Consider the following 14,430-nt stretch of genomic DNA (forward strand, 5'->3'; position numbering starts at 1 on the left):
GGCCGGAGCACCTCGATCCAGGCGGCATACCCCGCACCCGACAAATGCAGCCCGTCACGCGTGAATTCCTGCCGCAGCGCGCCATTGACGTCGGCGAGGGCAGGCCACAGATCGATGTACACCGCATCGCCCTGCGCGGCGATTTCTCGAACGACGGAATTCAATTCGCGAATCCGCTCGGCGAACTTCACCCGGCGGGGCATGACGCTCTGCACGAACAATGGCGCGTGCGGGGCCCGCTCACGAATCTCGGCGACCAGCCCGCGCAGATTCTCGGCGACCTGACCGGGCGTCTGGCCCAGCCCGAGATCATTCGTGCCCACCAGCAGGAAGACGGCCGCCGGTGCGTCGATGGCGGTATCCAGGCGGGCTCGCAGATCATCGACGGTATTGCCGCCGATCCCGCGATTGACCGGACGCACCTGCGGGAACCACTCGTCCCACAGGCCGCCCTCGGTGATGCTGTCGCCGAAGAACACCACCCGCCCGGTGGGCGCCGGCAGCTCGGCGAATTGCGAGGCGCGCATGGCGATGGAGGTCCGGAGCATGTAGCGACGGCCCAGTTTGTAGATCAGCACGGCCGCGTTTCCTGACCGGCGACGACGGGCAGTACGTTCTCGCGGGCGACCGAGCCCAGCCAGGCCAGGCTGGGTTTGGGTGTGCGAGCGAAGGTCTTGCGGTCCACCGCGATGAGCCCGAAAGTCGGCCGCCAGTGGCCCCATTCGTAATTGTCCAGCGCCGACCAGTGCAGGTAACCGCGCACCGCGACGCCGTCGGCCACGGCCAGGCGCAGGTGGTCGAGTGCCGCGGTGGTGTAGGCGATGCGCCGGGTGTCGTCGGCGGTGGCGATGCCGTTCTCGGTGACCAGCACCGGAGTGCCGCCGGTGACCCGCCAGGCATGGCGCACCGCGATGCCCAGTGCGTCCGGCCGATAGGCCCAGCCGGTGAGGGTGTTGCCGGGATCCTCGGCGTGCGGAATGGGACCGTCGGGGCCCACCACCCGGCTGGTGTACGCCTGGGTGCCGACGAAATCGTCGTCGCGGGCGGCCTCCAGGTACGGGTCCTCCCACAGCCGATTCGCCTGTGCCAGTTGCTCTTCGCAGCCTGAGGCGGCGACGAACGCCTGCTGCGCGACACTCCACCCGACCGCGGCGTCGGTCTCGGTCTTCACGATCTCGGTGGCGATGTGGTGGGCCTCGATCAGTATGCGGGCGGCGTCCGGGTCCGGGTCGGGCAGCGCGCCGGAAGCGAAGGCCCGCACGGCTTCCGCGTCCGGAACCGCGCGCTGCGCGCCCGCCATGGTGGCGACCATGTTCGGCTCGTTGATCGTGCACACCCAGGGCACGTCGCCCAGGATCGGCGCCACGGCGCTCACGAACCGGGCGAAATGTCCGACCGCGTGCGGGTTCGTCCAACCGCCCAGTTCGGCGAACCAGCGCGGGCCGGTGAAGTGGTGCAGCGTGACGACCGGTGTGAGACCGCAGTCGAGCGCGGTGTCGATCATGCGGCGGTAATGGGCGAGCGCCGCGAGCGAGACCTGTCCCCGCTCGGGTTCGATACGCGCCCACTCGACGCCGAACCGGTAGGCGTTCAAGCCCGCTCCCGCGAGCAGGGCCATATCCTCGGGGTAGCGCTGATAGCTGTCGACAGCGTCGCCGCTGCGCTCGGGAACGACCGGGTGTTCGGCGTTTTCGAGGGCCCACCAATCGCTGCCGATGTTGTTTCCCTCGGTTTGATGCGGTGAGGTGGCCGCGCCCCACAGGAATTCGGCGGGCAGCTTCGGGGTCATGTGCCGGCTACCTCAGAGCGTCGATGCATTGTCGGAATCCTTTCCGCACGGAATGTGCCTATTTTTCGTTTGGCGATTTTATAGCAGACTGACTCATCAGTCGGTATGCTCTCCGGCGGTAAGGCAGTACGAACAATTGAGGTATTCCCATGAAGAATCGTCGCGCGGGCCTAATCGCCGCCTGTGCAGTCGCCGGTGTCGCCGTGACCGCGGCCACCGCGAACGCGGCTCCCGAACAATCGGTCTCACCCGTCGGCTACCACGCCGGCCTGACCGACGGCACCGTGGTGGTCAGCCTGGACCACGGCACCTTCACCCCGGCCGCCGCGGACGCCATCGGCATCCGCGACGACGCGGGCACCGTGCTGGACTCGCTACCGCTGGCCTACACCATCGACGGGCAGCGGCTCTCGATTCGCCAGCAGGTTTCCGACGACCGCCGCATGCTGCGCCTGACGCCCGACGCCACGGCCGTCGACCGCTCGCCGCTGAGTCCTATCGCCGCGCCGCTGACTCCCGTCGCCTCGCCGCTGGAGAACCAGTTGGCCATGAACGACATGATCAACGCCGTCAGCATCGGCACCTCGGTGGGCACCCTGATCGGCACCGCCATCGGCGCGGCCATCGGCATCGGCGTCGGTTTCGCCGTGGCGGGCGCGTCCTGCGTGGTCCTGAGTCTGGGCTGCATCGTCGCGGTGTTGCCGATCGTGAGCCTGGTGGGCGGCGTCGGCGGCCTGGCCGGGCTGGTCATCGGCGGCGGACCCGCGGCCGCCTACGCCGTCTACCAGTACGTCACGACGCTCAATGCGGCTCCAGGACAGAGCATTTACGCCAAGGACCTCCAGGGTAGGCCAGGCGTTCCGGCCGCGCCGGCCGAGGGCAACTGAGCCGGAAAGCACCGAGGAATTCCGAGATGAACCTTCGCGCAACGCTTTCCGTCGCCTCCCTGACCATCTGCGCGGTCGCCGCCGGGACCGGCACCGCCCTCGCCGAGCCCGACCCCAGCGCCGTCGAGCCCACTATCGCTGCCCGCGTGGTCGGCGACTCGGTGCTGGCGGTGCTCGATCACGCACTGTTCACCGGCACCGCCGACGGGCAGGGAGTCGAAATCCATGCCCTGGACGGGCAATCCGTCCTCAGCCTGCCGACCGGATATCTGCTCGACGGCGTGCTGCATCCGATGCGGTACCAGGTCACGGACTTCGGGCGCGCCCTCACACTGACACCCGATACCGGGCTGAAACCGGTCGCCTCCCCCATGGAGGAACAGCTGGCAGTCAACGACTTCGCCGCCAATATGGCCAAGGTGCCGCTGGGATCGATCGCGGGCGCGCTGCTCGGCGCGGCGGTCGGCGCGGTCATCGGTCTGGGCTCGTGCCTGGTGGTCGGGCCCGCGTGCGTGGCGACCGCACCCGCTGCCATCGGCGCCTTCGCGGGCGCGGGCGGGCTGCTGGGGACGCTCGTCGCCGGTGGCGCCGCACTGGCCGACGGCGTGTGGCGTTACATCTCGACGGTGAATGCCGCACCCGGCGAGAGCATGTACGCCCACCAGGGCGGCGTGCTCGATCCGAACGGCACCGGCGTCCCCGATGCCGTGCTGCGCATGCCCCCGATGGCGTCGGGCAGCAGCGCCGGAGGGTCCGGCAGCAGCAGCGGATCCGGTAACTGACAACCCCGTAACGGCCGGTGGGGCGGCGGGCCGACGATTCGACCATAAACCGAGAGAGCGCATTTCATGGTTTCACGTCTTGCGGTCGCTGCCGCACTGGCCGTCGCCGCGGCGGCCGCCACCCTGCCGATGTCCGCCACCGTACCGGTGTCCGCCGAGGAACCTTCCACCGTCACTGTTTCCGTTGTGCCGGACCAGGATCCGTTCTACGCCCCGCCACCCGACATCGGCTCCCTGCGCAACGGCCAGGTAGTGGCGGGGCGGGAGATCGGAACCAGACTGACGGTCCCGGTGCGGGCCTGGCAGGTGTCGTATCGCACCAATGATTCGCTGGGCAACCCGGAGCTGGGCGTCACCACGCTGCTGGTGCCGACCGCGCCATGGACCGGTCCGGGCTCCCGGCCCGCCGTGTCCGAACAGATTCCGGAGGACTCCACCGGCACCCGGTGCGCGCCCTCCTACGGAATAGCCACGGGCACTTTGCAATCCGGGGATCAGATAGCCGCCATGCTGGCCGAGGGCTGGGCGGTGGCGGTACCCGACTTCGAGGGGCCAAAGTCGGCATTCCTCACCGGCCCGCAGTCCGGGCACGCCATCCTGGACGGGGTTCGGGCCGCCGGGGCATTCACGCCCGCCGGGCTCGGACCGGATACCCGCTGGGCGCTGGACGGATACTCCGGCGGAGCGGCGGCCACCGGCTGGGCGGCGGAACTACAGCCCGCCTACGCGCCTGAGCTCACCTTCGCCGGAGCCGCCCTCGGCGGGGTACCCGCGAGCCTGCCCGCGGTCATGAACAACGTTGACGGCGGGGTGTTCTCGGGCTTTCTGGTCGGCGTGCTGGTGTCGTATCAGCGCGAGTTCCCCGACGCCCGGTTCGACGAGCTGCTCAACGAGCGCGGCCGGGCAGACACCGCGGCCGCCGCCGATGCGTGCGTGATCGAACTGCTGATTCGCTTCCCGTTCTGGCGGCTGGCCGCGGCCACCGCCGACCGGTACCACGACGACACCCGACTGACCGAAGCGCTGCAACGGAATTCGCTCGGCGGCGCCGCACCGACGATGCCCATTCTCGACTACCAATCCGACTCGGACGAAGTCGTGCCGGTCGCCCAGGCCGACGATCTGGTCGCGGCCTGGCGGCGCGGCGGCACGACCGTCGTCACCGTGCGCGACCCGAGCGGCGAGCACGCCGCGGAGGCGTCGAAGCGGCAGGCCACGGCGCAGCAGTTCCTGCGGGAACGGTTCACCGGCGACCTGGTCGCCAATGCCGACCTGGATCGCCCGGTGGGACCGGGACGGTGAGTCTGTCAGTCCTGCTCCGGCGCCAGATCCCGGCGCAGCAGGCCGGTGAGCATCCGGACCGCGCCCACCATGTCCAGCGAGTCGTCGCGCAGCCAGAGTTCGGTCAGGCCGGTGAGCGCGCCCACCACCAGCAGCGCGGCAGCCTCGGCATCGACATCGGCGCGAATATCGCCGGCGGCGGCACTCTGCTCGATCACCCCGGCCAGGTTGTCGCGGTAGGTCCGGATGCGCTGATTCGACCACTCATGCGCCACATCTGGGGCGTCGGCAGAGCCGAAGAGAGCCAGATGGCTCAGCCGGGTGAGCTCAGGTTCAGCCCGGTTCCGCTCGGCCAAATCATTCACGATCTCGAGGGCACGCAGCACCGCCGGCCCCTCGTACTCGCGATCGACTTCGACCGCGTCGAACGCCTGCTGATCGCGTTCGGCCAGCACCGCCGACAGCAGCGCCTCCTTGCTGGAGAAATGGTGCAACACACCGGACCGGGTAATGCCCGCCGCCTCGGCGACCGCTGCCAGCGAAGCCCCGCGATACCCCTTCTCGGCGAACATGGACATCGCCGCGGCCAGAATCCGACCACGCCGCGCCGCACCCGACTGCTCGGCGTCGCGTGTACGTGCCATGCGTCCGACCTCCTACCCGTCAAAAGCGTTTCATGTGCACTGATCCTGCAAGCTAGCCTACTGTCCAGTCATTCAGCCGGGTCTCTGGGCAGCCCAGGTTCGCGTCAACCGGTCACCGTGGGCACCCTCGATTTGTTTGACAATCCGCCCGCCTCCATTGAGTTGCTCGGCGGTGAATCGGCCAACGCGACCCCTCGGAAGAGCATGCGCCGACTGTGTACGCCCGCCGCAGCCAATCCACGATCCGCGTCCGAAACGCACTACATTGCCGCATACCGCGCTGACCGAACCGACCAGCACGAGCGCTCCGAAGATCAACGGGCCGAGATCATCTCGCCCGACTGGGCCCGCCAACTGTGCGCGCTCATGCCGATGTGCGGATGTTCGGGTGGGTTGGCTCGCGCTCTGCAGGGTGGCGACTTCGTCGCCCACCTGCGCTGAGTCTGCCAGCGATACGGCGGGCGGAGGCGACAACGCCACAGCCATCGTGATCCGTGTTGACTGAAAATTTGGGACGAAATCGGTTACACCTCAACCACATCACCGCCAACTGGAACGTGCGCTCCTGCCAATGTGCGTTCGGGTGGCGAGCCGTTACCAGACGAAGTTCTTCGAGCGGGATTGAGCAGGTCGTGCGGATCAGTACTCCCAGGGGTCCAGCCCCGCCTCGTATGCGGCTGCCTCGTCCTTGTCGTGCAGGAAATGTGGGTCCGCCAGGCCCTCGAGCGAGGTGTCGCTGATCGGCCCTGGTTGCCACTCGTTGCGCACGAGTTTCAGCAGGAACTCGGCCATTCCGCACGGGTACACCGACCACTCGTGGTTCATGCGCGAGTACACCGCGACCGGCCATCGATCCGGGTTCTGGTCCGTCGTGATCCAGCACAGAGTGTCGGCCGCAGCTGTTCCGCCCCAGATGAGCAGGTCCTCCAGCCGATACCGGCCCCTGTCGGCGGGAGCCCAAGATCCCGGGCGGAGAAATTTCGCGCTGTCCATCGTCGACGAGCTGTCCGACGTCACCGCCCTACGCGGCTACCACCTGCTGCCGGCTGTCCGGGGTGATCTACTGCTCAAGCTCGAACGTCGCGACGAGGCACGCTCGGAATTCGAACTGGCCGCGGCGATGACCGCCAACGAGGCCGAGCGGACGCTGCTGCTCGACCGGGCCGCGTCCTGCTGAATCGGCCGCGACAACAGTTTCAAGGCCAGCTACCCCACGGCCCTGGGAAATCTCGGCCGGACACGCTACGTGCTCGATGAGTATTCCGCGGCCGCCGACCTCTACCTGCAGGTACTCGCCATCCACCGCGACCTCGGCAACCGCCTCGGTGAAGCCGACGCCCGCAACAAACTCGGCCAGTGCGCCGACGACGCAGCGGGACTACGTGATACTAGCCGGCTATTACGTACATATTTGGGTCGACGAGCTGGTCACCGCGTCGTATTCGCCCGGGGTCGATGACGTAGATGGAAAGGGCTGCCGCCGATCTCATCGTGGCCCAATTCCTGTGATAGTGGCCGATCCGAATTTGTGTTGTCGCAACGCCGTGGTTTGGCAGTCGACCCGGACGAGAATCATGGGAATCCGCAGCAAACACACGATAGTGCCGCTGAGCGCGTGTCGGTGGCGGTCGAGAGCACAGGGGGCAATAGAACCGGGACCGGCTGAATATTGTTGTTTTGCAACAAGTTCAGCGAAGCGGGCGTCATTGATCGAAGGGGTGGGTGTGACGGTTCGTGTCTCGGTCGGCCGGGTTGTTCGGCGCGGGCGGTCGCATTGCTCGGTGTACGTGCCCCATGTTCGATGTCTGGTCGGCGTCGTTCATCATGGCGATCCAGCTGTGGGGCGCGACATCGCCGATCATGATGTCGTAGATGTCCTCGCCTGCTGCTGCGGCGGCGGCGCGCGGGAACATGGCCTGCTCGTACTCGGCCAGCGCGACCTCGATGTCGTCGGGGTGCGCGGCGATGGCCTGGCCGAGTTCGGCTCCGTCCTGCATGGCCGTGTTCGCGCCTTCGCCGTTCGGGGGCGCGAGGTGGGCGGCATCGCCGATCAGGGTCACCCCGAGCACCCGCGACCATGCCCCGTCTGCCCCGATCAGCAAGCTCGTAACCGCCTATACACCCACTTCAAGCATTCGGTCACCTATATCCTCAAGGGCTGGGCCGATTTCGGGCTGGAAGGCGTCGGTCAGGTGCGGCTTCAGGCGGGCACGATCTTGCACCAGCCCGCCATGAACCGACACCGCGAAGGCGAGGCGTCCGAGGACTTCGAAACCGTCGTGTTCCACTCCCCTGCCGTACTCGGTACGACCGTCTTCGTCTACGACGAGCAGACCGGCGGCTACACGGAGAAGTACATCGCGGCCTTGGCCGAGGACGAGTAGTTCGGTGAGCTCCAAAGCTTCGAGGCCAACCAGTGACCGATCACCAATTCGACGCGATTCGGGAAAGCGAGGGAGTCCGGTCCCAGTGGACGGTTGTGAAAGGCGGCTCGGTCTAGAAACCTCGCTTTCCAGGTGCAGCAGCCACTCAGCGGATCGTGCCTGCGCCCGGAATCAGTGGCAGATCCAGTGCGGTTACCCAGCCGGGCGGTAGTTCGTTGACCGCGGGTACGGCGTTGAGCGCGCGCATGCCTGTGGCCAGACAGCCCGCCACGGCCGGTGTGCGGCCGGAACCGTCGGTGAACCGGAATTGGGTCTCCTGAGATATCGAGGGGGAGCCGATGATATCGACGCGGTAGACGTCGTCGCGGGTTCCGGCGGGCCAGTGCGGGGCGGCGTCACGGCCGATGCGGTTGACGTGTTCGAGGGTGATGACCTCGCGGCCCTGGTAGACGCCGTTGATGGTGAATCGGATGGCGGCGACGGTGCCCGCTTTCACGATGCCCTTGGCCGACGGGCGATCCTCAGGAGTCACCCACTTGTCCCAGGTGGTGGTGATGGCGTCGAGTTCGATGCCCGCGGCGCTGGCGATCATGGGTACCGTCGGCCCCCAGGCCATGATGAGCAGGTCCGGATATTCCAGCAGCGCTTGGAATTCCGGCGGATGGCCGATGCCCATCTCGAATTCGTAGTCGCCTTTATAGTCGGTGTAGTCGAGCAGTTCGCAAGCCCGCACCGACTCCACCGCACCGCACAGGCCCATAAGGGTCATGGGGAACAGATCGTTGGCGAAGCCGGGGTCGATGCCGGTGGTGAAGCACGATGCGCCGCCCTCGGTGCACGCGTCGGTGATGGGATCACGCCATACGTCAGGAGTCCGGTCCATGGCGGGCCACACCCACGGTGTCATGGCCGTCGAGCACACATCGATGCCAGCGCGCAGGAATGCGCTGATGACCCTGATGTTCTCGTCGGCGAACTGGGCGGTGGGGCCGTAGTGCACGACCGCATCGGGACGCAGAGCGATCAGGTCGTCGACCGAATCCGTAGCCAGGACACCGGTTTCCTGCACACCGCAGAGGTCTCCGGCATCCCTGCCGACCTTGTCGGGGTTGCTGACACCGACGCCGACCAGTTCGAAACGTGGGTGGCGCAGGATTTCCGCCAGCACCATCGAGCCGACGACGCCGGTGCCCCACAGGACGATTCGTTTTGTCATGATTGCTCCCGTGCTCATCGGTGGAACTCGCCACAGTCGACGGTCAGCATCTGCCCGGTGACGGCGGTGGCCAGGTCACTGGCCAGGAACAGCGTGGCGCGGGCGACTTCCTCGGGCTCGGCCAGGCGCTGCAGGTCGGTTGGTGCGGCCTTGTCCCGGTAGATGTCGGCGTGTGTGACTCCGGCTTGGCTGGCCAGCCAGTCGAAGTAGGCCTTGTTGATGTCCTCGTAGACGTAAGACGGTGCGACGCTGTTCACGCGGATGCCGCGTGGGCCGAGTTCGGTGGCCAGGGATGAAGCCAGATGCTGCAGTGCGCCTTTGGACAACTTGTAGCCGGAGTACTCGGGTTGCGAGCTGTAGGACACACATGAGTTGAGCATGATGATCGAACCGCGCGAGGCCGCCAGTGCGTCGGCGAACAATGCCGAAAGGCGCAGTGGCGCGAACACGTTGGTCTCGTTCGCGGTGCGCAGGTAGTCGATCTCGATCTGGGTGATCGGGTTCATCGGGGGGATCGCGAAGGCATTGTTGATCAGGCAATCGATACGTCCGTACTCGGCGAGTGCGCGATCCACCAGGGACTGTCGCTGCTCTTCGACGGTGATGTCGGTCGGTGCGACCAGGGCGGTGCCGCCGTGGTCGCGCACCTGCGCGGCGATCTTGTCGAGCTTGTGCTCGGTGCGGCTCGCCAGGACCAGGTTCGCGCCCATGCGGGCGGCTTCGATGCTCAGCGAGTGTCCCAGGCCGGGACCGACGCCCGATATCACCAGGACTTTGTCCTGCAGGAGTGGAACCGGTCGATATGTCTGGGCGAGTGCGGTGATGTGCGGGGCAGCTGACACGGTTTACTCCTCGAGTCCCCAGCGGTTACAGAATGTAACGACTAATGCTGTGACAGACTGTAACGACTCCACCTAGCGCGGACAAGGGACGAATTTCATGACCGAACGTCACCGGCTGGGCCCACGCCGTGATCCCGCGGTCGACCGCGCGGTGCTCGACGCCGCACGCGCCCTGCTGGTCGAAAAGGGTTATGCCGCGGCGTCCATCGACGCCATCGCGGCCCGGGCCGGGGTCAGCCGCCCGGCCATCTACCGTCGCTGGCCGTCCAAGGCTCACCTCATCGCCAAGGCGGTCTTTCCCGACGTCGGCTCCGACCAGGTGGCGCCCGACCTGATCAGCGAGATTCGTAAGGTGATCCGCGGGACCGTCCAACTGTTCGGCTCCGCCGAAACCCGCGTCGCCATGCCCGGGCTCATGGCCGAGATGCGCGAGGACTCCGGACTCTACGAGAAACTCGCCGCCCGCCTGGACACCCCGACCCGCGTCGAACTCGGCGACTACCTATCCGGCGACAGTGCATCGGCACGTCCCGGCCTCGACGCGAACACCCTGCTCGATGCCATCGCCGGTGCGGCCTTGTTCGCGATGTGCATCCGTGACATCGATAATGTCGACAGCTTCGCCGCATCACTCGAGGATCTGCTGTTATACGGGGTCATCGGAGCTCGCGGCGAGTCTCGAACTTCCTGAGGCGCGGTCGAACTGATCACCGACGCTGGGACTTTCGCACCTGCGGTTCGAGTCGTTGCTGTGCGCGGCCCGCGATTCGGACAACCCGCCGGGCTTCGCGCTCCTGGCCATGCTCGGTCTGCGGATCAGCGAGGCCTGCCGCTGCGACGTGAGCGATCTCGGCGAGGAACTCGGCCACCGCGTACTGCACACCATCGGACACCAGACACAGCGGACTACAGACGCAATTCAGTCGAGCCGAATCACACGTACCACCAACCAATTACAGAAAAGCAAGCCGGTCAAGGCTATTTGACCCCTGGTTTGCTCCTGCCCTATCGTAATCAGGGTCAATAATCCTTAAACACGCCGATGTGTCATGTGCGAACCGGTGTAGGGGTTCAAGTCCCCTCTCGCGCACTACTTGAACACGGATTTGTGTCACGTGTGCCACAAATACGTGTTCGAACACCCTCTGAGACGACGTTCCAGCTCACTCGGGCCCCGAGGCGTGGCGCAGATAAGACAGCAACGCCGCTAGACGCACGCGTTTGTGTCACCGATGGCACCGCGAGGCGTTCGAGTGAACACGCGGTCGTCGTCACAACTGAGACGGTCGCGTCCATGAGCGACCCCTCGCACACCCCGCTGGCACAAACGTGTTCGAGTGGCATGGCACCTCGTCCTCCAACACGCCATCCACGGCACATCTGAGCCAGGCGAGTGCTCGAGCGCTTCCTCGATCCCTCGCACATGGCGACGCGTCTGGATCACTCGGCCCCGATCTCGAAGCGTCGAAGAAGCCACAGCCCACGCTGTCAGCTACTTGCAAGCGAAGACGTATCGGCTCGGACTCATCCGTGGCGTCGCCTTCCTGTTCGGCGAGACCGACCGCAGCCTGTCCGCCGTCTGGCGTTTATCGCGCTGGCGAAGTCGATGACGCCACGCCACTGGTCGCGGGTCAAGACACCTTGGAATCCGGTCGGCGGCTGTGCGGGCGCGGTCAGCATTCGACATGGTTGACCGTGACGACGACGGCTAGGCCGCCGGTCGATGTTTCCTTGTACTTGGCGCTCATATCCCGGCCTGTGGATCTCATCGTTTCGATGACATCGTCCAGGCTGACGCGGTGAATACCATTGCCGCGCAACGCCATGCGGGCGGCGTTGATGGACTTGCCCGCCGAGATCGCATTGCGTTCTATGCATGGGATCTGTACTAGTCCACCGATGGGGTCACAGGTGAGGCCGAGGCTGTGTTCCATGGCGATCTCAGCAGCATTCTCCACCTGTTCCGGTGTGCCGCCCAGGATTTCGGCCAGACCGGCGGCAGCCATGGAGGCCGCTGAGCCTACCTCGCCCTGGCAACCGACCTCTGCACCCGAGATAGAAGCTCGTTCCTTGTACAACGACCCGATAGCGCCAGCAGTGAGCAGAAATCTGACGGCTGTTTCCTCCGGATCCTGTTGACCCATTCGCGTGTAGTTCGTCGCGTAGTGCAGGACAGCCGGGATGATGCCTGCGGCACCGTTGGTCGGCGCGGTCACCACCCTGCCACCTGCGGCGTTCTCCTCGTTCACCGCCAGCGCAACCAGATTCACCCAGTCTTCGGCCTTGGCCGGATCACGACTCGGATCCTCGTTGGACAGGCGTTCGTACCAGTTTCGGGCACGGCGGCGCACCCGTAACGGGCCGGGCAGGAATCCGTCCCGTGAGACGCCGTGCTCGTAGCACGCCACCATCACGTCACGAATGTGCAGCAGCCGAGACCGGATCTCCGGCTCGGTGTGCCCGATGAGTTCGTTGGCGAGCATGACGTCACTGATCGCCATCCGATGTGAGGCGGTGAGCCGCAGCAATTCCGATGCGGAGTTGAATGCCATCGGGGCCCGAGTACCTCGGTTTCCCGGGCCATCGATGAATTCGTCGGCTGTGACGACGAACCCGCCCCCGATCGAAAAGTAGGTTTGCGCATACAGTTCGCGACCATGCTGGTCGAAGGTCGTGAGCCTCATGGCGTTCGGGTGACGATCGAGCACTGTCAGCGGATGCAAGACGATGTCGTCCTCGGTCAGCGGCACTGGCACGAGTCCACCGAGACGGATCACGCCCTCGACACGTAGCGTCGCGAGTCGCGCCTCCCTCTGCTCGGAATCGATAGTCTCGGGCCTGAATCTCTCCAGCCCCAACATGACCGCCGGAAACGTGCCGTGGCCGAGACCGGTCGCCGCCAGCGAGCCGTAGAGGTCCACCCGAATCATTGCGGTGGCGGCAAGCCCGCCCGTCACTGTCAGCTCGTCCACGAACCGACCTGCCGCCCGCATCGGCCCTACGGTGTGAGAGCTGGAAGGTCCGATACCGACCGAGAAGAGGTCGAAAACGCTAACAGTCACTGGTTCATACCTATCCCTGCGTCGTGTCGGAATGCTGACCCCCAGCTGCCTCCCAGCTCTGCCCGGAAAAACCCTTGGCCGAGCACGATTGATCAGGCAACGCTCTTCACTTTCATCACCGAGAAACCGCCGAGCGTGGTGAAGATCGCTGCCGCGACGAACAGTCCTGGGAAGCCGCCACTGAGCTCGATCACCCATGCCCCGACCAGCGGGCCGAGGGCTTGCGGGACAGCCATCGCAATGTTCATCACTCCGAGCTCTTGGCCGTTATGTTCACCGTCGGGAAGGACGTCCGCGGCCAGAGCCTGGTCGATCGACATGAAACAACCGAAGCCGGCACCGGTGATCGCCCCGGAAATCGTTGCCCCTGACACCGTTCCGGTGCAGATGATGACGATGGCCGAGATGGTCTGCAGAATGGCCGCGACAAAGACGAACGGTTTGCGGCGCTGGATACGGTCCGATAGCCAGCCGCTGGCGATGGACACGCCGATCACGCACATCATGTAGCTACCGGTCAATGTCAGCAATGCGGTATCCGGGTGCGCAACCCCGAGCCCGAATTGCAGGTAATACAGGGTGAGTGCCGTCCCGAGCGCGTTCCCGAGGTTGACCAGCACACGTCCGATCAATGTCCACCGGAAGTCGTGTACGGCGAGCAGATGCAGCGCGGACCGCCGTCCCGTGTGGTCGATTCGCACCGGTGGATCGGGTGTCATCAGGACGAACGGTGCGATGCATACGATCAGTAGCGCCGCGATCAGCAGATAGGAAGGGCCGACGTCGAGCACTAGGACGGAGATCAGCACGATTCCGAGGATGAGCCCCAACGCCTGAGGTGCCGAGATCCAGCTGGACACCACGCCGCGCTGGGACTTCGGCACTTGATCACCGATCATCGCGGTGAGGGCTGCGGACGCGATGCTGAAACCGATGATCGCAAGGCACCAGAACACGGCGACCCCGGCTGTGGTGTGTTGGACACTCAAGGTCGCGAGTGCGACCGCGAAGGCGAGGGTTCCTCCCATGATCCACGGCCGACGGCGACCGAAACGACTAGTGGTGCGGTCACTGAGCGCCCCCGCAGCGGGGAACGCGACCGCGGAACACAGCGCGGCGAAGCCGGAGATAATACCGAAGTCGACCACGCTGCGCTGCCAATTGTCCTGGCGCAGAACAGCTCCGATGCCCAGCGCCGAGTTCAGCTGCTCAGGCAGGATCAGCTGGAACGACGTCAGTTGCGCCATCCAGATTCCGAGCCACCCGAGTGCGAAAGCGCTGATCCAGCCGACGGTGACCGGTCGATCAGGGCCTCGAGAGGCACCTGGCGCGATATCGGCTCGGTCCGGTGTGGCTGCGGCCGGGATATGCATGTCGTTCATTGCTGTCTTTCGGTCGTGCGAGATGGTGCACTTCGCTCAGTGACCAACGAGTCCTCGGCGGGAAACGGGGGACATACAGCCTGGTCCGGATAGGTCGGAAGAATTTCGGGCCGACCCGAGCAATTGAAGGCGGCGTGCCGGCGACATCGGCGAAACCGAGA

Annotated in this window: 16 protein-coding genes; 6 read left to right on the top strand and 10 right to left on the bottom strand. The window is 65.8% G+C overall.

Annotation, left to right across the window (positions count from 1 at the left end; translation table 11 throughout):
• The coding region (locus tag ACWEO2_RS43495; RefSeq protein ID WP_452410739.1) for a GDSL-type esterase/lipase family protein at positions 1-578 on the bottom strand (578 nt) is incomplete at its 3' end.
• Positions 572-1,789, bottom strand: a complete 1,218-nt coding sequence (locus tag ACWEO2_RS43500) for a glycoside hydrolase family 1 protein (protein ID WP_354961641.1) — start codon at positions 1,787-1,789, stop codon at positions 572-574. The genes ACWEO2_RS43500 and ACWEO2_RS43495, both read right to left, overlap by 7 nt.
• Before the next feature lie 149 nt (positions 1,790-1,938).
• On the opposite strand from ACWEO2_RS43500, the gene ACWEO2_RS43505 reads away from it, so the two are divergent.
• From ACWEO2_RS43505 to ACWEO2_RS43515, 3 genes are all read left to right on the top strand, one after another.
• Positions 1,939-2,676: a hypothetical protein gene (locus ACWEO2_RS43505; protein ID WP_452410740.1), complete on the top strand. Its 738-nt coding sequence runs from the start codon at positions 1,939-1,941 to the stop codon at positions 2,674-2,676.
• 26 nt (positions 2,677-2,702) lie between these two features.
• Positions 2,703-3,458, top strand: a complete 756-nt coding sequence (locus ACWEO2_RS43510; RefSeq protein ID WP_452410741.1) for a hypothetical protein — start codon at positions 2,703-2,705, stop codon at positions 3,456-3,458.
• 66 nt (positions 3,459-3,524) lie between these two features.
• On the top strand, positions 3,525-4,760 hold the full coding sequence (locus ACWEO2_RS43515) for a lipase family protein (protein ID WP_354961638.1): 1,236 nt from the start codon (positions 3,525-3,527) through the stop codon (positions 4,758-4,760).
• A gap of 5 nt (positions 4,761-4,765) precedes the next feature.
• Here ACWEO2_RS43515 and ACWEO2_RS43520 read toward each other — a convergent pair whose 3' ends face one another.
• Positions 4,766-5,383, bottom strand: a complete 618-nt coding sequence (locus tag ACWEO2_RS43520; protein ID WP_354961637.1) for a TetR/AcrR family transcriptional regulator — start codon at positions 5,381-5,383, stop codon at positions 4,766-4,768.
• Between the two features lie 639 nt (positions 5,384-6,022).
• On the bottom strand, positions 6,023-6,208 hold the full coding sequence (locus ACWEO2_RS43525) for a hypothetical protein (RefSeq protein WP_452410742.1): 186 nt from the start codon (positions 6,206-6,208) through the stop codon (positions 6,023-6,025).
• Between the two features lie 88 nt (positions 6,209-6,296).
• Between ACWEO2_RS43525 and ACWEO2_RS43530 the strand changes: the two genes are divergently transcribed.
• The gene (locus ACWEO2_RS43530) at positions 6,297-6,560 is read left to right on the top strand and encodes a hypothetical protein (RefSeq protein WP_452410743.1); all 264 of its coding nucleotides are present in this window, start codon (positions 6,297-6,299) and stop codon (positions 6,558-6,560) included.
• A 526-nt stretch (positions 6,561-7,086) separates the two neighbouring features.
• On the opposite strand, the gene ACWEO2_RS43535 is transcribed toward ACWEO2_RS43530, so the two are convergent.
• Positions 7,087-7,485, bottom strand: coding sequence for an FAD-dependent oxidoreductase (locus ACWEO2_RS43535; RefSeq protein ID WP_452410744.1), 399 nt, complete (start codon positions 7,483-7,485; stop codon positions 7,087-7,089).
• Positions 7,486-7,614: 129 nt separating this feature from the next.
• Between ACWEO2_RS43535 and ACWEO2_RS43540 the strand changes: the two genes are divergently transcribed.
• Positions 7,615-7,767: a hypothetical protein gene (locus ACWEO2_RS43540; RefSeq protein ID WP_452410745.1), complete on the top strand. Its 153-nt coding sequence runs from the start codon at positions 7,615-7,617 to the stop codon at positions 7,765-7,767.
• A gap of 145 nt (positions 7,768-7,912) precedes the next feature.
• On the opposite strand, the gene ACWEO2_RS43545 is transcribed toward ACWEO2_RS43540, so the two are convergent.
• Both ACWEO2_RS43545 and ACWEO2_RS43550 read right to left on the bottom strand, forming a co-directional pair.
• Positions 7,913-8,983 carry an NAD(P)H-dependent amine dehydrogenase family protein gene (locus ACWEO2_RS43545; protein WP_452410746.1) on the bottom strand — a complete coding sequence of 357 codons (1,071 nt, stop codon included), beginning with the start codon at positions 8,981-8,983 and terminating at the stop codon, positions 7,913-7,915.
• 14 nt (positions 8,984-8,997) lie between these two features.
• Complete coding sequence (locus ACWEO2_RS43550) at positions 8,998-9,825, bottom strand: SDR family oxidoreductase (protein ID WP_452410747.1); 828 nt, start codon at positions 9,823-9,825, stop codon at positions 8,998-9,000.
• A 97-nt stretch (positions 9,826-9,922) separates the two neighbouring features.
• On the opposite strand from ACWEO2_RS43550, the gene ACWEO2_RS43555 reads away from it, so the two are divergent.
• Entirely contained in the window at positions 9,923-10,516 is a 594-nt protein-coding gene (locus ACWEO2_RS43555; protein ID WP_452410748.1) for a helix-turn-helix domain-containing protein, read from the top strand.
• Positions 10,517-10,532: 16 nt separating this feature from the next.
• Here ACWEO2_RS43555 and ACWEO2_RS43560 read toward each other — a convergent pair whose 3' ends face one another.
• The 3 genes from ACWEO2_RS43560 to ACWEO2_RS43570 all read right to left on the bottom strand — a co-directional run bounded on the left by ACWEO2_RS43560 (position 10,533) and on the right by ACWEO2_RS43570 (position 14,269).
• Positions 10,533-10,718, bottom strand: a complete 186-nt coding sequence (locus ACWEO2_RS43560) for a hypothetical protein (protein WP_452410749.1) — start codon at positions 10,716-10,718, stop codon at positions 10,533-10,535.
• Between the two features lie 780 nt (positions 10,719-11,498).
• Complete coding sequence (locus ACWEO2_RS43565; protein ID WP_452410750.1) at positions 11,499-12,887, bottom strand: L-serine ammonia-lyase; 1,389 nt, start codon at positions 12,885-12,887, stop codon at positions 11,499-11,501.
• A 92-nt stretch (positions 12,888-12,979) separates the two neighbouring features.
• Positions 12,980-14,269: an MFS transporter gene (locus tag ACWEO2_RS43570; RefSeq protein ID WP_452410751.1), complete on the bottom strand. Its 1,290-nt coding sequence runs from the start codon at positions 14,267-14,269 to the stop codon at positions 12,980-12,982.
• Between the last annotated feature and the right edge of the window lie 161 nt (positions 14,270-14,430).

The sequence above is a fragment of the Nocardia sp. NPDC004278 genome, from assembly GCF_053602975.1.